This is a genomic window from Kribbella sp. NPDC026596 (genome assembly GCF_040638415.1).
GTDB lineage: Bacteria > Actinomycetota > Actinomycetes > Propionibacteriales > Kribbellaceae > Kribbella.
Map to the genome: position 1 here is coordinate 143,745 of NZ_JBEZYF010000002.1, position 22,152 is coordinate 165,896.

The 22,152-nt window shown below is 68.1% G+C and carries 27 protein-coding genes; 13 read left to right on the forward strand and 14 right to left on the reverse strand.

What is annotated here, in order from left to right; translation table 11 throughout:
* Nucleotides 1-157 precede the first annotated feature (157 nt).
* From AB0E63_RS02215 to AB0E63_RS02225, 3 genes are all read left to right on the forward strand, one after another.
* On the forward strand, nt 158-700 hold the full coding sequence (locus AB0E63_RS02215; RefSeq protein WP_360359984.1) for a sigma-70 family RNA polymerase sigma factor: 543 nt from the start codon (nt 158-160) through the stop codon (nt 698-700).
* A gap of 253 nt (nt 701-953) precedes the next feature.
* On the forward strand, nt 954-1,994 hold the full coding sequence (locus tag AB0E63_RS02220) for a DUF5667 domain-containing protein (protein ID WP_360359987.1): 1,041 nt from the start codon (nt 954-956) through the stop codon (nt 1,992-1,994).
* Nucleotides 1,995-2,082: 88 nt separating this feature from the next.
* Nucleotides 2,083-2,904 (forward strand): MerR family transcriptional regulator, encoded by an 822-nt coding sequence (locus AB0E63_RS02225; protein WP_360359989.1) that lies wholly within the window; start codon nt 2,083-2,085, stop codon nt 2,902-2,904.
* Nucleotides 2,905-2,914: 10 nt separating this feature from the next.
* Here AB0E63_RS02225 and AB0E63_RS02230 read toward each other — a convergent pair whose 3' ends face one another.
* The 3 genes from AB0E63_RS02230 to AB0E63_RS02240 all read right to left on the reverse strand — a co-directional run bounded on the left by AB0E63_RS02230 (nt 2,915) and on the right by AB0E63_RS02240 (nt 5,223).
* Nucleotides 2,915-4,054: a lysophospholipid acyltransferase family protein gene (locus AB0E63_RS02230; RefSeq protein WP_360359992.1), complete on the reverse strand. Its 1,140-nt coding sequence runs from the start codon at nt 4,052-4,054 to the stop codon at nt 2,915-2,917.
* Nucleotides 4,047-5,039: an NAD-dependent epimerase/dehydratase family protein gene (locus AB0E63_RS02235; RefSeq protein WP_360360312.1), complete on the reverse strand. Its 993-nt coding sequence runs from the start codon at nt 5,037-5,039 to the stop codon at nt 4,047-4,049. The genes AB0E63_RS02230 and AB0E63_RS02235 overlap by 8 nt, the downstream gene beginning before the upstream one ends.
* An 82-nt stretch (nt 5,040-5,121) precedes the next feature.
* Nucleotides 5,122-5,223 carry an AURKAIP1/COX24 domain-containing protein gene (locus AB0E63_RS02240; RefSeq protein WP_008356322.1) on the reverse strand — a complete coding sequence of 34 codons (102 nt, stop codon included), beginning with the start codon at nt 5,221-5,223 and terminating at the stop codon, nt 5,122-5,124.
* A 273-nt stretch (nt 5,224-5,496) separates the two neighbouring features.
* Here AB0E63_RS02240 and AB0E63_RS02245 point away from each other — a divergent pair, with 273 nt between their 5' ends.
* Nucleotides 5,497-6,168 carry a class I SAM-dependent methyltransferase gene (locus tag AB0E63_RS02245; RefSeq protein ID WP_360359995.1) on the forward strand — a complete coding sequence of 224 codons (672 nt, stop codon included), beginning with the start codon at nt 5,497-5,499 and terminating at the stop codon, nt 6,166-6,168.
* A 34-nt stretch (nt 6,169-6,202) separates the two neighbouring features.
* Here the strand turns inward: AB0E63_RS02245 and AB0E63_RS02250 are convergent, their stop codons facing one another.
* Nucleotides 6,203-6,379: a hypothetical protein gene (locus AB0E63_RS02250; RefSeq protein WP_360359998.1), complete on the reverse strand. Its 177-nt coding sequence runs from the start codon at nt 6,377-6,379 to the stop codon at nt 6,203-6,205.
* Between the two features lie 82 nt (nt 6,380-6,461).
* Nucleotides 6,462-7,097, reverse strand: coding sequence for an LLM class flavin-dependent oxidoreductase (locus AB0E63_RS02255; RefSeq protein WP_360360001.1), 636 nt, complete (start codon nt 7,095-7,097; stop codon nt 6,462-6,464).
* A gap of 16 nt (nt 7,098-7,113) precedes the next feature.
* Here AB0E63_RS02255 and AB0E63_RS02260 point away from each other — a divergent pair, with 16 nt between their 5' ends.
* Complete coding sequence (locus tag AB0E63_RS02260; RefSeq protein WP_360360004.1) at nt 7,114-7,329, forward strand: hypothetical protein; 216 nt, start codon at nt 7,114-7,116, stop codon at nt 7,327-7,329.
* Nucleotides 7,330-7,332: 3 nt separating this feature from the next.
* Here AB0E63_RS02260 and AB0E63_RS02265 read toward each other — a convergent pair whose 3' ends face one another.
* Nucleotides 7,333-9,147 (reverse strand): BTAD domain-containing putative transcriptional regulator, encoded by a 1,815-nt coding sequence (locus AB0E63_RS02265; RefSeq protein WP_360360007.1) that lies wholly within the window; start codon nt 9,145-9,147, stop codon nt 7,333-7,335.
* Between the two features lie 54 nt (nt 9,148-9,201).
* Between AB0E63_RS02265 and AB0E63_RS02270 the strand changes: the two genes are divergently transcribed.
* Nucleotides 9,202-10,056: an alpha/beta hydrolase gene (locus tag AB0E63_RS02270; RefSeq protein ID WP_360360009.1), complete on the forward strand. Its 855-nt coding sequence runs from the start codon at nt 9,202-9,204 to the stop codon at nt 10,054-10,056.
* Here AB0E63_RS02270 and AB0E63_RS02275 read toward each other — a convergent pair.
* Complete coding sequence (locus tag AB0E63_RS02275) at nt 10,046-11,284, reverse strand: amidohydrolase family protein (protein ID WP_360360011.1); 1,239 nt, start codon at nt 11,282-11,284, stop codon at nt 10,046-10,048. The genes AB0E63_RS02270 and AB0E63_RS02275 overlap by 11 nt on opposite strands.
* A 64-nt stretch (nt 11,285-11,348) precedes the next feature.
* Between AB0E63_RS02275 and AB0E63_RS02280 the strand changes: the two genes are divergently transcribed.
* Entirely contained in the window at nt 11,349-11,849 is a 501-nt protein-coding gene (locus tag AB0E63_RS02280) for a MarR family transcriptional regulator (RefSeq protein ID WP_360360014.1), read from the forward strand.
* Nucleotides 11,850-11,896: 47 nt separating this feature from the next.
* On the opposite strand, the gene AB0E63_RS02285 is transcribed toward AB0E63_RS02280, so the two are convergent.
* The 3 genes from AB0E63_RS02285 to AB0E63_RS02295 all read right to left on the reverse strand — a co-directional run bounded on the left by AB0E63_RS02285 (nt 11,897) and on the right by AB0E63_RS02295 (nt 13,977).
* Nucleotides 11,897-12,112, reverse strand: coding sequence for a helix-turn-helix domain-containing protein (locus AB0E63_RS02285; RefSeq protein WP_012923942.1), 216 nt, complete (start codon nt 12,110-12,112; stop codon nt 11,897-11,899).
* A 284-nt stretch (nt 12,113-12,396) separates the two neighbouring features.
* Nucleotides 12,397-13,572: an acetoin utilization protein AcuC gene (locus AB0E63_RS02290; protein ID WP_360360017.1), complete on the reverse strand. Its 1,176-nt coding sequence runs from the start codon at nt 13,570-13,572 to the stop codon at nt 12,397-12,399.
* A 93-nt stretch (nt 13,573-13,665) separates the two neighbouring features.
* Nucleotides 13,666-13,977 (reverse strand): hypothetical protein, encoded by a 312-nt coding sequence (locus AB0E63_RS02295; protein WP_360360020.1) that lies wholly within the window; start codon nt 13,975-13,977, stop codon nt 13,666-13,668.
* 82 nt (nt 13,978-14,059) lie between these two features.
* Here AB0E63_RS02295 and AB0E63_RS02300 point away from each other — a divergent pair, with 82 nt between their 5' ends.
* From AB0E63_RS02300 to AB0E63_RS02315, 4 genes are all read left to right on the forward strand, one after another.
* On the forward strand, nt 14,060-14,602 hold the full coding sequence (locus AB0E63_RS02300; RefSeq protein WP_360360023.1) for a TetR family transcriptional regulator: 543 nt from the start codon (nt 14,060-14,062) through the stop codon (nt 14,600-14,602).
* Nucleotides 14,603-14,929: 327 nt separating this feature from the next.
* Entirely contained in the window at nt 14,930-15,697 is a 768-nt protein-coding gene (locus AB0E63_RS02305) for a hypothetical protein (RefSeq protein ID WP_360360026.1), read from the forward strand.
* A 190-nt stretch (nt 15,698-15,887) separates the two neighbouring features.
* Nucleotides 15,888-16,856 (forward strand): tryptophan--tRNA ligase, encoded by a 969-nt coding sequence (trpS, locus tag AB0E63_RS02310; RefSeq protein WP_360360029.1) that lies wholly within the window; start codon nt 15,888-15,890, stop codon nt 16,854-16,856.
* The gene (locus AB0E63_RS02315) at nt 16,853-17,596 is read left to right on the forward strand and encodes an endonuclease/exonuclease/phosphatase family protein (protein WP_360360032.1); all 744 of its coding nucleotides are present in this window, start codon (nt 16,853-16,855) and stop codon (nt 17,594-17,596) included. Before trpS ends, AB0E63_RS02315 begins: the two co-directional genes overlap by 4 nt.
* On the opposite strand, the gene AB0E63_RS02320 is transcribed toward AB0E63_RS02315, so the two are convergent.
* Entirely contained in the window at nt 17,593-18,495 is a 903-nt protein-coding gene (locus AB0E63_RS02320; RefSeq protein ID WP_360360034.1) for a TIGR03560 family F420-dependent LLM class oxidoreductase, read from the reverse strand. The genes AB0E63_RS02315 and AB0E63_RS02320 overlap by 4 nt on opposite strands.
* A 5-nt stretch (nt 18,496-18,500) precedes the next feature.
* Nucleotides 18,501-18,857, reverse strand: coding sequence for a helix-turn-helix domain-containing protein (locus AB0E63_RS02325; RefSeq protein ID WP_360360037.1), 357 nt, complete (start codon nt 18,855-18,857; stop codon nt 18,501-18,503).
* Between the two features lie 52 nt (nt 18,858-18,909).
* Here AB0E63_RS02325 and AB0E63_RS02330 point away from each other — a divergent pair, with 52 nt between their 5' ends.
* Nucleotides 18,910-19,338, forward strand: a complete 429-nt coding sequence (locus tag AB0E63_RS02330) for a TIGR03618 family F420-dependent PPOX class oxidoreductase (protein ID WP_360360040.1) — start codon at nt 18,910-18,912, stop codon at nt 19,336-19,338.
* On the opposite strand, the gene AB0E63_RS02335 is transcribed toward AB0E63_RS02330, so the two are convergent.
* Entirely contained in the window at nt 19,335-19,916 is a 582-nt protein-coding gene (locus AB0E63_RS02335) for a hypothetical protein (protein WP_360360043.1), read from the reverse strand. The genes AB0E63_RS02330 and AB0E63_RS02335 overlap by 4 nt on opposite strands.
* 127 nt (nt 19,917-20,043) lie before the next feature.
* Between AB0E63_RS02335 and AB0E63_RS02340 the strand changes: the two genes are divergently transcribed.
* Nucleotides 20,044-21,240: a transposase gene (locus tag AB0E63_RS02340; RefSeq protein ID WP_360360046.1), complete on the forward strand. Its 1,197-nt coding sequence runs from the start codon at nt 20,044-20,046 to the stop codon at nt 21,238-21,240.
* 98 nt (nt 21,241-21,338) lie between these two features.
* Here the strand turns inward: AB0E63_RS02340 and proC are convergent, their stop codons facing one another.
* Nucleotides 21,339-22,142 (reverse strand): pyrroline-5-carboxylate reductase, encoded by an 804-nt coding sequence (gene proC / locus AB0E63_RS02345; protein WP_360360049.1) that lies wholly within the window; start codon nt 22,140-22,142, stop codon nt 21,339-21,341.
* Nucleotides 22,143-22,152: the final 10 nt, after the last annotated feature.

Here is a 22,152-nt window from a genome sequence, read left to right on the forward strand (position 1 = left end):
GAATGGAAGGCGGCACGCCTCAGACTGTTGACAGCGAGTGCATATCAGGTAACGCTCGGTGCTGCCTCAGCCGCTGTGGCCATTCGCGGATGTGTCAAACGACGTGTCAGTTGAACGGGGAGAAATCTTGACGACGCCGGAGCCAAGCCCGGACGGGATGAGACGTGCAGAGCTCGTCGATCGCGCCCAGGCCGGGGACGTCGGTGCCTTCGGTGAGCTGTACGACGAGTACTCGCTCACCGTCTATCGCTACATCTACGCGCGGGTGTCGTCATCGGCACTCGCGGAGGACCTGACCAGCGAGACCTTCGTCCGGGCGCTCCGCGCGCTGGACTCGTTCCGCTGGCAGGGCCGGGACTTCGGCGCCTGGCTGGTGACGATCGCCCGGAACCTGATCACCGACCACTACAAGTCCGGCCGGGTCCGGCTGGAAGTGGTCACGGACGAGATCGAGACGCACGACCGGCAGACCGAGGGGCCGGAGGTCGACGTCCTGGCCGCCGCCACCGCCGAGGTGCTGCGGGACGCCGTCGCGAGCTTGCCCGACGAGCAGCGCGACTGCCTGACGATGCGGTTCTTCGCCGGTTTGTCGATCGCGGAAACGGCCAAGGCGCTGGAGAAGTCCGAAGGCGCCGTCAAGCAACTGCAACTGAGGGCCGTACGGCACTTGGCGAAGGTTATCCCCAAGGACTTGAGGTGAGGAGGATGACAACGAATGTCTTTCGTAACCCGTCAGGGAGTTTCCTCGTTTGCCTGGTGAGGACCTGTCGGTGACCCCGGCTGGCCATTGAGGAGAACGAGAACTCATGAGTGACCTACACAGGGCTCGAGCGCGCGCGGAGACATTCGCGCACGCCGTCGATCACGGGCCCCGTCACTCTTCGCGACACAGCGATGACCCGGAGCTTGTGGAGTGTGTTGAACTCGTCGGACGGCTGAGGACCGCCGGCGCAGTGGCACCACGTCCGGAGTTCAGTGCCGAGCTACGGCACCGCCTGCTCGAGCAGGCGGCCGCCCGCGCGGCGGCGACGACTCCGACGGTGGTGCGCAGCACACCGGACAGCTCCGACGACCCGCCGGGTGGCGAGGACGTCGACGCGTCCGTGACAGATATCCGTCATCGTCACGGCCGGCGCATCCGGCTCGTGGCCAGTACCGCCGCGCTCGTCCTGCTCGGAGGTGGCATCGGTTCTGCCGCCGCCGCTCAGCAGGCGATGCCCGGCGACACCTTGTACGGGATGAAGCGCAGCATCGAGAACGTCTCGACCAACGTGAGCGTCGGCGACGACTCCCGGGGCCGGCGCGATCTCGAACACGCGATGACCCGATTGTCCGAGGTCCAGCAGCTCGCCGATTCCGGCGGTGCTGTCGGCACGATCAACAGCACGCTTGACGACTTCTCGGTGCAGGCCCGCAAGGGTGTGTCCCGACTGGTCGCGTCGTACCAGCAGGACGGCGACGAGAGTTCGATCACGGCGATCACGACCTTCATCACGAACGCCCGCCAGGCTCTTGGTGAGCTCGCGCCGAAACTCCCGCCGGAGTCGCTGAAGTCCGGCGTCGAGGCACTCGCCACGATCGAGCAGTTGGCCCAGCACACCACCGTCGCCTGCCCGAAGTGCGACGCACCCAAGTCGGGCAAGGGCGGCAGCCAGCCGAACCGTCCGAGTGTCGGTACGGAGCCGAGCGACCCGGCCAACGGCAACCCGTCGGTCAAGCCCTCCACGGCTCCGACCCCCGGCGTATCGACGAAGCCGAGCACCTCACCATCCCAGCTGCCGAACACGACGATCGTGCAGGAATCCAACACTCCCCCGCCGAGCCTCAAGACCCCGCCGACATCGTCGAACTCGACGACTCCGACGGTGGTCCCCTCCCTCCCCACCCCCGGCACCCCGTCCTGGCCCTGGCCCTTTCCAACACTGAGCCTGCCCAGCACGCCGATCATCAACGTCCCGGGACTCATCCAGACCCTCCTTCCACCGTGGAAGTAGGTTCCTGACACCACGAAGCCCGGCGCAGACCCTGCGCCGGGCTTCGTCTTGCAGTTGACACAGTGTCAACTGCAACGGTGAGGGGGTCATGGTGAACATCGGAGAATTCGCTCGCCTCGGTGGTGTGTCGACGCGCATGCTGCGGCACTACGACGCCATCGGCCTCCTCGAGCCCGCCGACGTCGATCCGTCCAGTGGGCGACGCTCGTACGACGTGGCGCAGTTGCCTGTGCTCAACCGGCTGATCGCCCTCAAGGGGCTCGGCTTCAGCTTGGACGAGGTCGGCGTACTGCTCGGCGAAGGCGTGGAGCCGGCCCAGTTGCAGGGCATGCTGCGGCTGCGGCAGGCCGAGTTCGAACGCCGGATGCGGCACGACCGGCACGCACTCGACCGGGTGACGGCGCGTCTCCGACTGATCAAACAGGAGACCCAGGTGACCGCACAGATCGAAACCAAGCAGGTCGATGCTCTGACCCTTGCTGCCCTCTCGGCGACTGCCGCCGACGCTAGCCGGCTCAGCACCGGCGCCGTCGTCTACAGCTTGTTCGGCCAGGTGATCGAGCGGATGGAAGCCGTCACGGCCGATCGGACCACGCCGGTTGCCCACTACGTGTCGAGCGCCGGTGACGCGGAGGTCCAGGTCACGGCCGGGTACGCCGTACCCGCCGACTCGGTGCCCGGGCTGGCGACGTACAGCCTCCCCGCTGCCGAGGTGGCTTCGACGATTCACCAGGGCCCGATGTCCGGCATCGCCACGGCCTACCAGACCCTCGCGCGCTGGGCCGAAGCCAATGGCCATCACCAGATCCTCGAGGCCCCCCGCTGGCGCGAGCACTACCTAGAAGCAGACGGCGAGGACGAATCCCACTGGATCGTCGAACTCCAACTAGAAGTCGGAGAGCTCGGCTGACGCGGCGCGGCTAGAAGAAGACGCTTCGCCGTTGCATGAGGAGGGTGTAGAGGGTTTGCTGGATGGTTTCGCGGACCTGGTCGGTGACGTTGAAGACGAGCATGGGGTCGTCGGCGGCGCCGTCGGGGAAGTCGTCGGTGCGGATGGGCTCGCCGAACTCGATCAGCCACTTCGACGGGAGCGGGATCAGGCCGAGGGGTCCGAGCAGGGGGAAGAACGGCGTGATGGGGATGTACGGGACACCCAGCAGGCGGGCCAGGGACGCGATGTTGCCGACCAGCGGATAGATCTCCTCGGCGCCGACGATCGAGCACGGGACGATCGGTACGCCGGTCCGCATCGCGGCGCTGACGAAACCACCCCGGCCGAAGCGCTGCAGCTTGTACCGCTCGGAGAACGGCTTCCCGATCCCCTTGAAACCCTCCGGCCACACCCCGACCAGATCACCGCGCCCGAGCAGCCGCTCGGCGTCGTCGTTGCTAGCCAGCGTCGCGCCACCCTTACGCGCGAGCTCACCCACGAACGGCGTCTGGAACACCAGATCCGCGGCCAGCGTCCGCAACGGCCGATGGGCGTGATCCGCGACGATCAGTTGGGTGACGAGCCCGTCCAGCGGCATCGTCCCCGAGTGGTTCGCGACGATCAGCGCGCCGCCGTCGGACGGGACGTTCTCCACCCCGCGCACCTCGACCCGGAACCACTTCTCGGCCAGCGGCCGTAGCACCGGCAGCAGCACCTGATCGGTCAGATCCGGGTCGTACCCGAACTCGTCGACCTCGTAGACCCCGGTCAACCGCCGCCGCAGGAACGCCAGCCACTGCGCGACCCGCCGCTCTCCGTCCTCCCCGAAGAGTTCGCGCACCACCCGCTCGAGCCCCGCGAAGTCGAATCCCGCCCCGGCACTCGGGATCTGGACGTCGCCCGGCGTGGTGTCGAGCTGGATCTCGGCCGGCTCAGCCAGTCGCTCAGCGGCCCCCGGCTTCGCAGCATCTTCCCGCTTGCCCGCGGCAGGGCGGGCCTTTTTCTTCGCACCGGCAGCACCGGACTGCCCGGCGAGCGCGCGAGCCGCGGCGGAAGGCGTCGTACGGCGCCCTGAACCGCGACCCGGGCGTCCGCCCGCGCCGATCGGAATCACGTCGGCGTCAGCCACGAATCGCTCCCAGCCCCGCCGACAGCAACCCCGACATCCGCGTGACCGCGCCCGGCCCCAGCGAGCTCCGGAAGTCGTCGAACGCCGCCGCCGTCGTGTACCCCGGTTCGAACCCGAACTCCGTCCGCATCCGCGTCGTGTCCACCGCCCGTCCGTAGGTCAGGAAGGTGATCTGATCCGGCGAGAAGTCCGCGAGCCGCGCGCGTCGTACGGCGGCCGCCGTACTGGCCGCGGTGAACGACGGGAACCGCAGCGTCGGCCGGCCGAGCCGGCGGATCGCCTGGGACAGCGCGAGGACGCCGTCGCCGGCCAGATTGAACGTGCCCGGGAGGTCGTTCACGGTGGCGTGAAGGATGGCCGCGATGCCGTCGTCCTCGTGCAGGAACTGCAGGCGGGCGTCGTACCCCAGGACGGTCGGTACGACGGGCATCGCGAAGTAGCGGGTGATCGGGGAGACGGTCTTGGGGCCGATCCAGTTCGCCATCCGGAGCGTACTGACGCAGACGTCGGGGCGGCGCCGGGCAAACCCGCGCACGTACCCCTCGACCTCGACGGCGTCCTTGCTCAGCCCGGTCTGATGGATCGCCCGCGGCGCCATCTCCTCGGTGAACATGGCCGGGTCGCGCGGACCAGCGCCGTACACCGTGGTCGACGACTTCACCACCAGCTTGGCCAGGCCGGGCGCCTTCTGGCACGCGGCGAGCAGCTGCATGGTGCCGATGACGTTGATCTCCTTCATCGACGACCGGCCGCCGGCGCTGCCCGGGGTCGCCACGACGCCAGTGTGGACCACCGTGTCGACGCCCTCGGCAGCGATCACCTTGGCGATCACGGGGTTGCGGATGTCAGCCCGGACGAACCGGACCCGGCCCAGCTCGGCGCGCGGTGGCACCACGTCGATGCCGAGCACGGTACCGATCGACGGATCGTCGGCCAGCCTGCGCGCACAGCGAGCGCCGGCGTCCCGGGAGACGCCGGTCACCATCACCACCTGTGCCACGAGAGACCCCCAGCCAGACAGCAACCCCACAGCTGACCGCGCCGATCGCCGGCGCGGCGAAAACTGGCTACTTGCCGAGCTTGCGGCGCTGCACCCGCGTCTTCTTCAGCAGCTTGCGGTGCTTCTTCTTCGCCATACGCTTGCGGCGCTTCTTGATTACCGAACCCACAGTTGACCATCCAAACTCAAAGAGAACGTCGGCAAAGCTTACCTGCAGGTCACGCGCTCAACCTAAAGCAGTCCTTTGGAGGTCGTGTCTGGTGATCCCGCGCCGTAGCGAGCAGGTGCTCGGTGCGGTAACTCGGCGTGCTGGAGTGAAGGCCTCGATGTGGGTTCATCGTGGCCTTTGCTCCAGTGCGGCGAGGTGCCGTGCCGAGTGCCGCGCAGTAGGCGCGGGACCACCAGACACGGCCTAGGGTGGGGAACGACCTGGGGAGGCGCGATGACGACAGATACGACGGCCCGCTACGACGGACTCGCCGACTGGTACGACGCACGGTACGTGGCCGGTCAGGACGATCACCAACCCGGCCTGCTCGACCTTCTCGGGCCAGGATCCGGGCCGTGCCTGGACATCGGCTGCGGTACTGGGCGCAACTTCGAGACGATCCGGTCGAGCGGCCGCAGCGTCGTCGGCCTGGACTTCTCCGCCGACCAACTCCGGCTGGCCCGCAGCCGCACCGACGGACCGCTGATGGTCGCGGACGCCGGCGTACTCCCGTTCGCCGATGCCTCCTTCGATACCGCGATGGTGATGTGGATCTCGACCGATGTGGACGACTTCGCCAAGGTCGTCCGCGAGGCGACGCGAGTACTCCGGCCGAACGGCGTTCTAGTCGTGTACGGCGTTCATCCGTGTTTCAACGGCCCGCACGTCGTCTGGAACGAGGACGACAGCCGGCTCGTCCACCCCTCCTACCGCCAAGCGGGCTGGCACGAAGAGTCCCCGTACTGGGGCGACGGCATCCGCCGCCACGTCGGCATGCGCCACGTCCCTCTCGCCGACTACCTGAACGCGTTCCTCACCCCCGACCTCACCCTCGAACGCTTCGAAGAGCCGGACAGCCGAGGCGTCCCCTACTCCCTCGCCGCCCGAGCCCGACGCACAAACTGACCGAAACCTGTCGACGCGCCGAAGCCGAAGGCGGTCAGGCGGCTTTGCGGACGGGGATTTGGACGATCTTGTCGGTGAGGACGGCCAGGTGGGGAGTTGTGGTCTGCTTGGTGGTGGTGGCGTAGGCGGCGGGGGTGAAGGCTACGGCGGCCAGGCCCAGGCCGGCGATGGTGCCTACGGCAACGGTTTTCACGATCTTGATCGGCATCATGAGTTCCTCCTCGGGTCGATGACTCCATCCTCATCGCCCGGACTGCGACGGCGCTGAGAGCAACCTGGGAGGTCCCTGGGAGTCAGAAACCGGCAACCTCCGGGACCGCGGCGGTGAGGATCCGCACCGATTCCGGGGTCCACGGGCCGGAGCGGATCACGATCGCATGGTCGACTCCCCAGGATGCTTGCTCTTGGCAACGTTCAACGAAAGTGGCGACGGTGTCGTCGGGGGTGAGGCGAGTGGACAACGTCTTTTCGATCTCGGCGTACGCACGGCCGGTGTCCTCGCAGTGCTTGCGGAGTACGTCGAGTTTGCGGCGGACCGTCGTACCACCGTCGGGCAGGTCGAACAGGTTGCACGCGTCCGCGCGCCGCGCCACCATCAGCAGCGTCTTCTGCTCGCCCGTGCCACCGATCAGCACCGGCGGACGCACGGCCGGCCGCGGGCTGCAGATCGGCCCGGCCAGCTGGAAGTGACCGTCGTACGGCGAACTGTCGCCGGCGAACATCCGATCCGCGATGTCCAGCAACTCCTCCAATTGCTCGAATCGTTCCTTCGTCGGCCCGAGCGGGATCCCCATCGCCTGCGCCTCGTCGCCTTCCCAGCCGATCCCGACCCCGAACCACGCCCGCCCACGGGTGAACGCATCCAGCGTCGCGATCGCCTTCCAGCAGAGTGCGGACCGCATCTTGGCCCAGCTGGAGCTATCACTCACCAGGTAGCTTGTGGGAATGGCGTACGTGCTATTCCTCGGCGGACTCGTCGTCGTACTAGCGGCACTCACCTGGTTCGCGTCCTGGGCCAAACGCCGTGGCCGCGGATCCGGACTCGCCGGTGCGATCGCGGCGTACGAAGAGGCCTACCGCACGACGGCCCACCAGTCCCACCACGAGCTCCGCACAGCCGCCGACCGCAAGACCGAGACCGGCTCCCCGGACGACCTCTAGCACCTAGAGGTAGTTGGAGATCGGGCCGAGGGTTAGCAGGCCGGAGGCGGCTCCTGCGTGTTCGGTGGACGCGGGGGTGAGGGCGGTCTGAGCACGTTTGAGGATGTGGGTCTCGCCGAGTTGCCGGGCGGCGTGGGCGATCAGAGCCCAGTGAGCCTCCAGTAGCAGGCCGGGCGGTGGATCCGGTGCGGCTTGGAGGGCTGCGACGGCTTCGCTCGCGTCCGCGAGAAGGAGCGGGCGGATCCACGGGTCGTGCGGGCCGTAGTCCGCGACCGGGAGGGGCTGGTGGAGGCGGATGGATCGGCAGGCCAACGCGAGTGCAAGTAGGCCTTCCTGCAGACCCGGCATGCCGGCGGTGTCCAGGAGCGTGGCGGCGGCGCGGTAGGACTCTGTGGTGTCCTCGCGCAGGGCGGCGTACCAGCGGGTGAAGACAGCGACCAGCGGGAGTTCATGGCTGACGGCAAGGGCATCGGCCGCCGCGGCGTGGTGGTCGGCAGCGGCGTGGTCGGCCCGGGCGCACGCGGACTGCAGCCGGATGAGGTGGCCGAGGACCTCGTAGGTGGTGAGCTCGTGGCGCTGGGAGAGGGTGATGAGCTCGGCGCCGATGGCGTCGCGGTCGGGGGCCAGGCCGGCGCGGTCGCAGGTCTGCATGAAGCGGGCGTTGAGGGCGAAGGCGAGCAGCGCGGGGTCGTCCAATCCGCGGGCGAGACCTTCGGCTTCGAGGGCGGCCTGGGGAGCTCGTACGCCGCGTGACTCGAGTGCGATGGTCGCGAGGAGCCGGGCCCGGGCCTTGGGGTGTTGCTGCGTCGGCAAGGCTCGTTGGGCTGCCGCGACTACCGCGGCGGCGTGGGTTTCATCGTCGGACCGCGTCCAGATTGCGGGTACGTCGTACGCCCCGATGACTCGCGCGGTCAGGTCGGGATCGCCTAGTTCCTCGGCTGCGCTGATGGTTGCGAGCCGCTGCCGACGTGCCGCCTCGAGTCCACCGGTCACCGCGAGGCTCCGGAGCAGTCCAACCGTGGACTCCAACCGGGTCCGGGCTCCGACAGTCCGGTCGTACACCGCAGCTGTCTCAGCCCACACGTTTCCGGCGGACAGATGCGAAGCCTGGTTGAGGATGTCGGTTTCCAACCGGCTGAGCGCCGTACCGGGATCTACACCGAGCTGACCGACCAGCATCGCCCGAGCACGACGCAGTACGGCGAGAGCGTCGCCCTGCCGACCACTCCGGTAGAGCGCCAACGCCAGCAACCGCCATGCGTCCTCACGCCACGGATGCTCGGTCACATGTGCGTCCAGCTCAGGCACAGCCTCAGCCGCCAACCCCAACGCCAGCCGAGTCTCCGCCACTCGCTCCACAGCACCCAGCCGCAACTCGGTGAGCCGTGAGCGCTCCCCCTGAGCCCAGCCCTCCTCGGCAAACTCGGCGTACGCCGGCCCGCGCCACAACGTCAGAGCCTTCACCAACTCCCCCGGCTGCGCTGCGCTCCGCACCGCCTCCTCGAACCGCCACGCGTCGACGGCGTCCGTCCGCAAGGCATAACCAGGGCCTTCGGTAACCAGCAACTGGGCAGGTGCACGCGGTGCCCGCTCCGGCTCCAACGCTCGCCGCAACGCCGCCACGAACGTCCGTACCGCGCTCAAGGCGCCGTCCGGCGGATCGATCCACAACTCGTCCACGAGCAGAGTCGCCGGTACGACGCGACCGCGCGCCACGATCAACCGCGCCAGCACCGCCCGATGCCGCGGCCCCTTCAACGCCACCGGCCGGCCGGCATCGTCCCAGGCCACGACCGGCCCGAGCACCCCGAATTCCACTCGGCCACGGTAGCGCTCATCCGTTGCTCATCCGGACCGACGAGGCTGGCCGGTATGAAGATCAATGGGTTCGAGTACCTCCGCGTGACCGGCGCTGGTGATGTGAAGCTCAACGTCGCCGTCGCCGGCTCCGGTACGCCGATCGTCCTGCTGCACGGCTTCCCGCAGACCCACGTGATGTGGCGGCATGTCGCCGCGGACCTGGCCGCCGACCACACCGTCATCTGCCCGGACCTCCGCGGGTACGGCGCCAGCGACAAGCCCGCAGATGGCTACTCCAAACGCACTATGGCCGCCGACATCGTCGCCGTCGCCCGCGAACTCGGGCACCCGACCTTCGCTCTCGCCGGGCACGATCGGGGCGCCCTGGTCGCCTTCCGCGCCGGACTCGATCACCCGGACACCATCACTCACCTGATGTGCCTCGACGTCCTGCCGACGCTGGACATGTGGGAGGTCATGCACGGGACCAGCGCCGCGGTCGGCTTCCACCTCTACTTGATGGCCCAACCGCCCGGCCTGCCCGAAGAGCTGATCGCTGCCGCACCAGACACCTTCTTCGGCCACTTCCTGGACAGCTGGGGCAAGGACGCGATCCCTGCCGACATCCGAACCGCCTACCTGGACGCCTGCCGGTCAGCGGTTCCGTCGATCGTCGCGGACTACCGCGCCTCGGCCACGATCGACGTCAGCCACGACCAGAGCGATCTTGCCAAGGGCAATAAGTTGCGGATGCCGGTGACGGTGATCCAGCAGGACTGGGGCGCCGCGCTCGGCTTCGACGCCGCGGCCCGCTGGAAAGCGTGGGCCACCGACCTTCATCACGAGACCACGGACTCCGGTCACTTCCTGGCCGAGGAGTCACCCGCCGAGGTCTCCGCGGCCATCAGGGAACTGCTCAAGCGGTGAGGTAGGCGGTCGATTCCGCGAGGGCATCGAGCGCGGCGGGCAGCGACGTACTCACCACCTGACCGTCGCGCTTGACCGGCGTACCACCGACCAGGACGGTCTCCACGTTGCCCGGGTGCCCTAAGGTGACCACGGTGGCGACCGGATCCTGGAGGCCACCGGCCAGATTCAGATCCGTACTGCGCAGCACGATCAGGTCGGCCTGGTTGCCGATGGCAAGCGATCCGACGTCGGTCAGGCCGAGCGCACGGGCACCGGCGACGGTCGCCAGCTGGAGCACCTCGGCCGCCGTGAAGGATCGGTGGCCCAGGGCAAGCACCTGCTGCATGACACTGAACATGTCGCCCGGAGAGCTCGTCACGGTGTCGATCCCGAGACTGACACCAACCCCCGCGGCTCGCAGCCGTGCGGCGACCGGCTCGCCCATCTCCAACCGCGACTCGACCGCGGGCGCGACCGAGACGGACGCACCGGAGTCGGCGATCAATTTCAGCTCGGATTCGGGCAGGTTGTTGCAGTGCACGTACAGGGTGTCCGGCCGCAACAGTCCCGCCTCCCGTAGCTTGGCGATCGGCGTGGGGGTGAGCTCGCTGCTGTCGATGTGGGTCACGACCGGCAGACCGAGCTCCGCGGCCAGCGTCCAGTCGGCTTCGACGTACTCGAAGGGCGCGTACGCCGGACCGAGCGACGCGACCGCGACCGTGATCCGGCCGGAGACACGGCCGAGAACGTGGCGCAGGCCGTCGGAATCCACCGCACCGCCGGCCAGCGGCGAGGGGCCGAACCCGAAGACCGCCCGGATGCCGCTGCGGTCGAGCGCGTCGACGGCAGCGTCGGCGAACTCGGTGGAGCCCTGCACGTGCGAGTAGTCCTGCACCGTGGTGATCCCGCCGTCGACGCACTCCAACGCACCCACAAGGTTGCTCGCGGCAACATCTTCCGCACGATACCGAGTGCCGCGCGCCTGCATCACGCGGTCGAAGTAATACCCGAGGTCACCGTCGGTCCCGATCCCGCGCAGCGCGGTCTGCCAGACGTGCCGATGGGTGTCGACGAAGCCGGGCAGCACGATCCGCCCGGTCGCGTCGATCACCTCCGCGTCGTCAGCGACCAGACCGGATCCGACCGCTGCGATCCGGCCGTCCTCGATCAGTACGTCGGTGTCCGGCCGGACCACCACCTCCGGCGCGGTGTCGATCACCAGGCCGCCTCGCACCAGCATGCGCATGGAAAATCCCCTCAATAGAAAGCTTTACGGAAAGCTATCACCAAAGGAACCTAGACTGTCAACCATGACGAGTGACCGGGTAGACGGGATCCTCGCGGCCTGGCAACAGGAACTGCCGGACGCGCTGCACCCGACCAGCGAGCTGACCAAGCGCCTGATGGTGCTGGCCGACGACCTGGATCAGGCCACTCGACCGGTGCTGCGGGAGCTCGGCCTGACCGCGGCCGAGTTCGACGTGATCGTCGCGCTGCGCCGGTCGGGAGCGCCGTACCGGCAGAAGCCGTCGGATCTGAGCCGCAGTCTGCTGCTGTCGTCCGGGGGCACCAGCAACGTCGTCAATCAGCTGGTACGGCGGGGACTCGTGGCCCGCGAGCCTGATCCGGACGACGGCCGTGGCACTCAGATCCGGCTCACCACCGAGGGAGTGGCCGCCGCGGAGGAGGCCGTGATCGCGAGCGCCGCGGCGCATCACAAGCTGTGGGACGGCCTGCCCGACGAAACCATCCAGCGCGCGATCGCCGCGCTGCGAGCACTCTCCGGCTTACCCGAGCAGCCCGGGACATGACGAGGCGGCCGGTCCCAGAGGGATCCGGCCGCCTCGGCTTCTCGTGGTTATCCGGCCTGAAAGAACGCGCCCTTGAGGTAGTCGTGCACGGCGTCCTCCGACACCCGGAACGAACGACCCACCCGCACCGCGGGCAGCTCACCGGAGTGCACCAAGCGGTACACCGTCATCTTGGACACGCGCATGGCCGTGGCGACCTCCGCCACGGTCAGGAACTTCACCTCGGCGAGCGGCTGCTCACCACCGGACTTCTTTGATGCCATTGCGCACCGCACTTCCAGCACGGATCGTGCGCCGGCTTCCCCTCCGGCACCTCCGTCCGTGCATGCAACGAGCGTAGTGGCTGTTGGTACGAATGGGAAAGAGGGGGACTCGTGTGACTCAGGTCGGGTCTGATGGTCCCGCGCCGTAGCGAGCAGGTGCTCGGTGCGGTGCATCGGCGCGCGGGAGCGAAGGTCTCGATGCGGAGCATCGTGGCCTTTGCTCACGTGCGGCGAGGTGCCGTGCCGAGTGCCGCGCAGTAGGCGCGGGACCATCAGACCCGGCCTTAGTACGAAGGATCGAGACCCAGAAGAGGGAAACTGGTGTCGCGTGTCGCCTTGATTGCGCGGTCCAGCCAGGTGTCGGGGTTGTAGCCGCTGGACCAGTCGACGTACGTCGCGTCCCGGCCGTCCGTCATCCGCAACGGCGCGACCTGCGCGAACCGGACCTGGATCTCCTCGCGCCACGCCTCCGGCACCGGCGTCAGCGGGTCGATCGGATTGCCTGCGACGATCGCGAGCAGGTGACTCCAGGCCCGCGGGACGACGTCGATGATCGCGTACCCGCCACCACCCGTAGCGATCCACTTCCCGCCCGCTACCTCATGGGCGAGATCATGCAAGGCCAGGTACGCCGCACGCTGCCCGTCGATCGTTTTCGTCAAGTGCGCCAGGGGATCCTCGACATGTGAGTCACAGCCGTGCTGCGTCACCATTACGGTCGGCCGGAACGCCTTCACCACGTCCGGGACGATCGCATGGAACGCCCGCAACCAGCCGGCATCCCCCGTGCCCGGCGGCAGCGCGACGTTGACCGCCGTACCCTCGGCGTCCGGTCCACCGGTCTCCCCCGCGCTGCCGGTGCCCGGGAAGAGCGTGGTCGGCGACTCGTGCAGGCTGACCGTGAGTACGCGCGGGTCGTTGTAGAACGCGGTCTGTACGCCGTCCCCATGGTGCACGTCGACGTCGACGTACGCGATCCGCTCGGCGCCGTGGTCGAGCAGCCACTGGATCGCGATGGCGGGGTCGTTGTAGACGCAGAAACCACTGGCCCGGTCCGGCATCGCGTGGTGCAGGCCGCCGGCGATGTTCGCCGCGTGCAGCACGTCGCCCTCCCAGACCGCCCGAGCCGCCTCGACGGTCGCGCCGACGATGTGGGCGGAGACCTCGTGCATCCGCGGGAAGCAATAGGTGTCCTGGGTGCCGAGACCATGCGCCGGGTCGGTGCTGTCCGGGTCCTCACCAGCCCGTTTGACCGCGGCGATGTACTCAGCGGTATGCACGGTCTGCAGCAGTGCATCATCGGCCGTCGGCGCCGGCACGACCTTGAGCTCGTCGAGTATGCCGAGCGCACTCGCCAGCCGGATCGTGAGCTGCACCCGGATCGGACTCATCGGATGCCCGCGGCCGAAGTCGTACGCCGTCAACCCATCGTCAAAGACCAACATCGCCTCACCGCTCATCCGCGTCCTCGCTTCGCTCCGGGCGCGGATGAGCTTTTGCTGCTGTGCTTGTTGATGAACTCGCTCCGCTCGTCCATGCTCCGACCTTAACCGTCAGACCTCCGGAAGTGGTTTGCCAAACCTGACACTCAGTCGGTAGGCGCCTCGCTGCGCATGGAAGACGGTCATCGCCAGGATGCCGGCAGCGGCCGCGATCAGCGCGGCCCACGGATGCGAACCGACGTGCGCCCAGGCGGTCAGCGCGCCGGCGATCGCGAACGCACCCAGGCCGCCGACCGCGTTCCGCGTCGGTGAGTTGCCGGTCAGGTTCGGGTACTCACGGGCGGAGATGCCCTGAACGAAGTGCGGAATGCCGTTCGTGCCCATCAGCCCGGCCATGAACGTCAGCACGATCACGTGAATCATGGCTCCTCATTTCAGTCTACGGACGTTGACTGAAACCGTAGACCGGTCATCGCGCTTCAGTCAACATGCGTAGACTGAGCCGATGACGACGAGGGTGGAACAGCGGCAGCGGACCGAGACCCGGATCCTGGCGGCGGCGCGGCGGTTGTTCGGGGAACACGGGTACGACCGGACGACGATCCGCGCGATCGCGACGGCGGCCGGCAGCGATCCCGGCCTGGTGATGCGGTACTTCGGGTCGAAGGAGAAGCTGTTCGCCCAGGCGGCGGCGATCCCCGCGGACGGGCCGGTCGAGGGTTCGCCGGAGCAGATCGCAGAGCAGTTGACCGCCGGGCTCACCCAGAAGCTCGCGGACGATCCCGCTGTGGCGCTGGCAGCGTTGCGGGCGATGTTCAGTCACCCCGAGGCGGCCGACGAGGTGCGGTCCGCGATCACGGCGCAGCAGCGTCAGGTGGCGGAACAGTTGCCCAGGGAGGACGCCGTACTGCGGTCCGGAGTGATCGGAGCGTTGACACTCGGGCTCGTGATCGGGCGGCACCTGGTCCGGCTGGACGGACTGGATGCGGACCCGGACGAGGTGATGGCGGTGGCGGGCCCGCTGATCACCGCGTTGACCACTGCTTGACTTCAGTCCGGTGCCGACTGCATGACCCCGTCTGAAGCCTTGACCGGACCTGCATGTGGATCCGGGCGGCGCGACACCCCTCCTGAAGCCGCGCCGGCCCGTCACCACAGGCGCTGGTCCGACAGATGCTTCATCGCTCAAGGACTGCAAGGCGTTACAACATTTGCAGGATGTCGCCAAAGCCACTGCGATTCGATTGCGGAGGGTTACGAATCCCGGTCTAGTCCTGTATTCTGCCCCGGCTTGTCCCCAGCGCGTTGCAGGTTCCTGCAAATGGTGAGAATCGGACTTGCGCGGGTCGATGCTCAGACCGCACAGTTCCTTCCCGTGAGGAAGCGCTTGAGCACGTTGAAACCCAATCGACGGCAAATCTTCACGGCAGGGGCGGCCGTAGCCGCGTCGACCGTGGCCGTCCAGACCCTGGCCGCGACGGCCACCACCAACACCAGCACCGCCACGCCCGGCGGTTTGTACGGCTCCGGCACGCTCGGCTCCTGGTCCACCGCGACCCGGGCCATTTCGACCGCGGCGCAGATCCAGCGCGTCCGCGAGACCAACGGCGTGTACATGTTCGGCGACAGCATCTCCGTCCAGGACGGGAAGGCGCTGGCGATCCGGCTGCTGAACCGCGACGGCAGCCAGCTGGCCGTGAACAACTGGTCCCTCCGGCCCACCTCTCCCGCGGTCGACGTGCTGCAGCAGTGGGCGACGACGTACGGCCTGCCGCAGCGGATCCTGATGGCGAGCGGATCGAACGACATCTTCGACCCGCCGAAGTTCGCGGCGCAGATCGACCGGGCGATGAGCATCGTAGGCCAGAACCGGACGCTGTTCTGGGTCAACCTCCAGGCCGTCCGCACGGCCCAGACCGCGACCGTGCAGCTCGCCGACCAGCGCAACAGCGCCTGGCTCAACATGCAGCTGTACGACGCCCAGGAGAAGTACCCGAACCTGCGCATCATCCACTGGGCCGAGTGGCTCTGGGTCAAGCCGTACCGGCTCCTCAACTACCTGCGTGACGGCGTGCACCCGACGGTGCCGCTCGGTCAGGACGCCCGCAACGAACTGATCGTCCAGGCACTGACGCAGCGTTGAATTCCTTCCCACCCCACCGCCCCGGTCGATGAGATACGCTGGCTGTGTGAACACGAACTTGTTGCAGAGCTGGTGGGCCGCCTAGGGCGGTCACCCGGCGTTCACACGCATCCAAGAGGCCGCCTCGCCGAGGCGGCCTTTTTGATGCCCTCTCTCGGCTGGGCGCCCACACTCACCGAGAGGAACAGTCATGACATCGCTATCCGGTATCACCCCGTCCGGCCGGCTGACGCTGGGCAACCACCTCGGCGCCCTGCGGCGGTTCACCGACCCCGACGGGTTCTACTTCGTCGCGAACCTGCACGCGATGACCACCAAGCACGACCCGCGCCGGCTCGCCTCGCTGACCCGGGAGTTCGCGACGCTGATGCTCGCGGCCGGCGTTCCCGAGGGCACGGTCTTCGTGCAGTCCGACGTACCCGCGCACGCTCAACTCGCCTATCTCCTGGAATGTACGTCGTACGTCGGGGAGCTGTCCCGGATGATCCAGTACAAGGAGAAGGGCAAGGACCGGCCGATGACCCGGGCCTCCCTGTTCACGTACCCGTGCCTGATGGCCGCGGACATCCTGCTGTACGGCGCCGAACGCGTCCCGGTCGGCGGCGACCAGGACCAGCACGTCGAGCTGGCCCGTGACGTCGCGATCCGGTTCAACCGCGAGTACGGCGAGACGTTCGTCGTACCGCAGCTCGCCAAGGCGGCGTTCGCGACCCGGGTCAAGGATCTGGCCAACCCGACCAGCAAGATGAGCAAATCCGACGCCGACGAAGCGATCGGGACGATCCGGCTGCTCGACCCGCCGGATGTGATCCGCCGGCAGATCATGCGCGCGGTCACCGACTCCGACAACGAGGTCCGGCACGACGAGGCGGCCAAGCCCGGAGTCACCAACCTGCTCGAGATCCTGGCCGCCTGCACCGACGGCGATCCGGTCCGGCTGGCGGACGCGTACTCGTCGTACGGTTCGTTGAAGCAGGACGTCGCGGACGCGGTCCTGGCCGTGATCGAGCCGCTGCAGAAGGAGTACGCGCGGCTCGCGATCGACCCGGGCGCGATCGACAACCTGCTCGCGCAGGGCCGCGATCGGGCCATCGAGACGAGCGAACCCCAACTCCGGGCAGCGGTGCGCGCCATGGGTTTGGCAGGATCGGCACCATGAAGATTCGCGTCGCCACGTTCAACATCCGCAACTCCTCCGCACCCGACGGCGACAACGCCTGGCCGGTCCGGCGGAACGCGGCAGTGGCGGCGATCGAGCTCCTGGACGCAGACGTGGTCGGGCTGCAGGAAGTGCTGCCCGACCAGCTCGAGTACCTGCGCTGGCGGTTCCCGAAACACGAGATCGTCGGCGTCGGCCGGGACGACGGAATGAGCGCTGGTGAGCACTCCGTCGTCCTGGTCCGGCCCGGCGACTGGCGGGTCGAGAAGCACGAGACCCGCTGGCTGTCCGACGACCCGGGGACGCCGGGATCGGTCGGCTGGGACGCGGACCTGACCCGGATCGCGACCTTGGTCTGGCTCCGGCACAAGAACGGTACGACGATCGCCGTCGCGAACACACACTACGACCACGCCGGCGAGGTCGCCCAGCTGCAGTCGTCGCGGCTGATCGCGCGCTGGACCGCCGGCGAACTGCCGTGGATCGTGATGGGCGACCTGAACGCGACGCCGAACTCCCCGCCGCTCAAGACGCTGACCGAGTCCGGCCTGCGCCTCGCCGTACCGATCGAGGCCGGCGGCAGCTGGCACGACTTCACCGGCGCGGAGGACGACGACCGCATCGACCACATCCTGGTCAGCCCGGAGTGGACAGTGGTCGAGGCAGCCGTCTCCCACTACCGCCCGGACGGACGGCTGCCCAGCGACCACTGGCCGGTGCTGGCCACGCTTTCGCTTTAGATCTTGGCGAAAACCTCTTCGCGGAGGCGCTCCAACGCGTCGAACCGGCGGTTGCCGGTGCCGAGGAACGAGTCGGGTACGAGCAGCTCGTCGATTCCCGCCGCCGGGTACTGCGCGACCTTGTCGAGCACCTCCTGCGCCGACCCCATGATCACGTGCCCGCCACGGCTCTCGAGCCGCTCCTTGCGCTCGATCGCCTCGGTGTCACCCGGTACGACGACCTCCAGCATCGTCTGCGCGGACCGGCGTACCGACTTCGGGTCGCGGCCGAGGCGCTCGCAATGCGCGGCGAAGACCTCGCCCTTCTGCGCGGCCAGCGCCGGGTCACCCCAGTGGTTCCACTCGTCGGCGTACTTCGCAACGATGCCGAGAGCAACCTTCTCGCCGGCGGCGCCGATCATGATCGGCAGGTGGGCCGGCTTCGGCTCGAGCGGGGCGCCGGTGAGCTGGTAGTAGGTGCCGTCGAAGGTCGTACGGTCCTGGGTGAGCAGGCCCGTGATCACCTGGCAGGCTTCCTCGAACCGGGCCAGCCGCTCGCGGACCGGCGGCAGCTCGATGCCGTAGACCTCATGTTCGTTCACCTGCCAGCCGGCGCCGATCCCGAGCACGAACCGGCCGTCACTCATCTGGTCGATCGTCGCCGCCGCGTTCGCGACGACCGCGGGATGCCGGTAGGTGTTGCCGAGCACCATCGAGCCGACCCGGACCCGCTCGGTCCGGGCGACGATCCCGGCCAGCAGCGCGAAAGCTTCGTTGACGGGCACGGACAGGTCGTCGCCGTTCTGCATGAAGTGATCTGCTATCCAGACGCCGTGCCATCCGGTGCGTTCGGCGTACTCGGCTCCTTCGAGCACTTCCGACCAGTTCCTGGATGCCGCGGGCCACAAAGAGAAGTCCATGACGGTCATCCTCTCTCTTGGGCCTCCAGCACCGCTTCGCCGTTCTCCTCTGCCCACATGGTGAGCATCCGGATCGGGCCCATCAGGGTCCGGCCGAGGTCGGTCAGCTCGTACTCGACGCGGGGTGGGACACCGCCGTACTCCGTGCGCGTGGTTAGGCCGTTCGCCTGGAGTCTGCGCAGGGTCTGGGTGAGCACCTTCTTCGAGATGCCGCCGATCAGCGTGATCAGCTCCGAGTGCCGCCGCGGGCCTTCGTTGAGGCCCCACAGGACGACCACGGCCCACTTGTCCGCGATCACTTCGACCGCCAGGCGCGCCGGGCAGTCGGCGAGGAAGACGTTGCCGGGATCCAAACCATCCACGGCTGACCAGGGTACCCAGCGGTTCCCACGGCGCTGGCTACCGTCCCTTGCCATGAGCGGCCTTCCCGAAAGCACCCATCGACTCTTCACCGAGCCCAAGGACGTCACCGTCGTCACGCTCGACCCCGACGGCTCACCGCAGGCCTCGCTCGTCTGGGCCGATCGCGACGGCGACGAGCTCCTGCTCGGCATCCAGCGACCGCACCGCAAGGCCCGCAACCTGCTCCGCGATCCGCGCGTGACGCTGCTGGTCCAGGACGACCAGGTGAGCTCTCGCGGCATCACGCAGTACCTGGTCGTCCGCGGTACGGCGAAGCTCGACGGACCGGGGATCCCGGCGGACTACAAGGCGTTGATGGACCGGATGTCGCGGCGCTACCTCGGCGTACCCGAATTCCCTTTCGGCGAAGGCATCTGGGACACCGGCATGATCGCCCGGATCACCGTCCACCGGGTCACCGGCGAAGGACCCTGGGTCTAGACGACGATGTGCCAGCGGAGGAGGAAGGCGCCGATCGAGAGGATCAGGTAGGTCAGGACGAGCAGGGCGCCGATGCCGGGGCGCGGGCGGTGGCGGCGGACCGGTGCGTCGGCGGCCTGCCCGCGAATGGCCTCCATCACCGCGCCGACCTCGGCCGTGCGGTCCTTGGGGATGCCGTTGATCTCGCTCTCGTCCTGGCCGCGGCTGAGGACGACGTTGTCGTCGCCGATCTCGATCTTGTCGACGTCCTGCCAGGCGAGGCTGCGGATCAGCATGCTCGTGCGGGCTCTGAGCGCGGTTTCGGTCAGCTCCACGCGGTAGAGGACCACTCCGCCGGCAACGCGGACGACCGAGGCGCCGATGATCGTCAGCAGGCCGACCGCGAGCATGTCGCGCGCACCCATCCAGAGCCAGGAGTTCAGCGCCGGCACCACGACGAACGGCGCGACGAACAACGCCCACGCCCACCAGGGCGCCGGATCCAACGGCACGCGCCAAGGCAGCGGCGGCACCTGGGCGGAGCGCACGGGAGCAGGGCTGATGTGCTCGGGGCTCTCCTGCTCCGAACGATTACTCATGAGCGGGACAATAGTCGACTCCTCGGGATCGGTCGCGGGAAACCCCGTCGTTCATGGACGGCAGGAACAACTGCTCCCTGCTCTCGGAGAATGGAGGCTGTCGGTGCCGGCTGATTGGGTAGACGGCATGTCCAGGTTCCGGCTGTACCCGACTCCCACGCAGCAGGCTGGGCTGCTAGAGCAGTGCAGACATGCCCGGTACGTATGGAACCTCGCGCTTGAGCAGTGGTCAATGTGGACCCGTGACAAGAGACCGACGCCCGGGTACGTCGAACAGGCACGGCGACTGACTGAGGCACGAGCTGCGTTCGACTGGCTGCGGGCCGGGTCGCAGACCGTGCAGCAGCAGGCCCTGCGGGACTTCGACCAAGCCGTCAGGAACTTCTACAGTCGGACCCATCGACGGCCGACATGGCGGAAAGCCGGGAGACACGAGGGATTCCGCATTGTCGGTGGCCAGGCGTCCCGGGTCGTAAAACTCAACCGCAGGTGGGCGCGGGTGCTGGTGCCAAAGGTCGGATGGGTACGGTTCCGGCTATCCCGCGGCATACCGGATGCGAAGTCGTACCGCATCACGTGCGACCGGGCCGGCCGCTGGCACCTCGCGTTCGCCCTTATCCCGCCGCCGATTCCAGCGCCGGGAACAGGCGAAGTCGTCGGCGTAGATCGCGGCGTCACCGTCTCTGCTGCGCTGTCCACCGGTGAGCTCCTGCTGTGCCCCGGACTGTCGGAACGCGAGCTAGACCGACTCATGCACCTGCAGCGGCGCCTTGCCCGCTGCCGTCGAGGATCCAGCCGGCGCCAACAGATACAAGCTGCGATCGCCAAGCTCCACGGCCGGACTCGCGACCGTCGCAAGGACTGGGTGGAGAAGACCAGCACCGACCTAGCGCGACGCTTCGACGTCGTCCGGGTTGAAGACCTGCGCATTTCCCAAATGACCAGGCGACCGAAGCCCAAACCCTCTCCGGGGCGACCAGGTAAGTTCTTGCCGAATCGTCGCAATGCCAAGGCGGGTCTGAACCGAGGCATTCTGGCCAACGGCTGGGGAGATCTGGTGAACCGGCTGGAGCACAAAGCGCCGGGACGGGTCGAGAAAATCAATCCTGCGTACACGTCGCTGACCTGTAGCGCCTGTGGGCATTGCGCATCGGAGAACCGCAAGAGCCAAGCGGTGTTCCGATGCGTGGCCTGCGTGCATCAGGCGAACGCGGACGTGAATGCAGCCGTCAACATCGCGGCCGGGCGGGCCGTCAGAGCACGCCGAGAGACGCCCGTACGGGTCTCACCGAAGCGTGAACCTCAACTCGCTACCCCTCCGTAGTGGTTGGAATCCCCGTCCTTCGCGATGGGGAGGACGTCAACCCTTGAACACGGCGGGGAACTGCGGCGCCAACAATAACGCCAGCTGGTGGAGAGGTGTTATTCGGCTGCGAGGGCTCGCGAACGGTTGCGGGCGGCTTCGATGGCGGAGAGGAACGCGGCGCGGACCTTGTGGTCCTCCAACTCCCGGATCGCGGCGGCCGTCGTACCTCCTGGCGAGGTCACTCGCTCGCGCAGGACGGTCGGGTGCTCACCGGTCTCCCGGAGCAGCTTCGCAGAGCCGACGACCGTCTGGACGACGAGCTCCGACGCGGTGCCACGGGGCAGGCCCATGTGGACGCCGGCCTCGATCATCGCCTCGACCACGAAGAACAGGTACGCCGGACCGGAACCGGAGATCGCGGTCACCGCATCCTGCTGCTTCTCCGGCACCCGGATGACCCGACCGGTCGCGGCCAGCAGGCCCTCGGCCAGCTCGAGGTGGCTCTCGTCGCAGTGCGCACCGCGGGAGATCGCGGCCATGCCCTCGTCGACCAGCGCCGGCGTGTTCGGCATGACGCGGACGACGGCCACACCCTCCGGCAACCGGGACTCGACGAAGCTGGTGGTGATCCCCGCGGCCAGCGAAACCACGGTCTGCGACGCGCGGACCGCCGGGGCGATCTCGGCGAGCAGGTCGCCCATGTCCTGCGGCTTCACCACCAGGACCAGGGTCTCCGCCTTGGTCGCCGCGTCCACGTTGGACACGACGTCGACGCCGTACCGCTCCCGCAGCTCGGCGGCACGCTCCTCCCGGCGCTCGGTGATCAGGAGCTCCTCCGGTCGCCGCCCGGCCCGAATCAGCCCGGACAGCAACGTCTCCCCCATCACACCGGCCCCGAGAATCGCCACCTGACTAGTCATGCCCAACAGA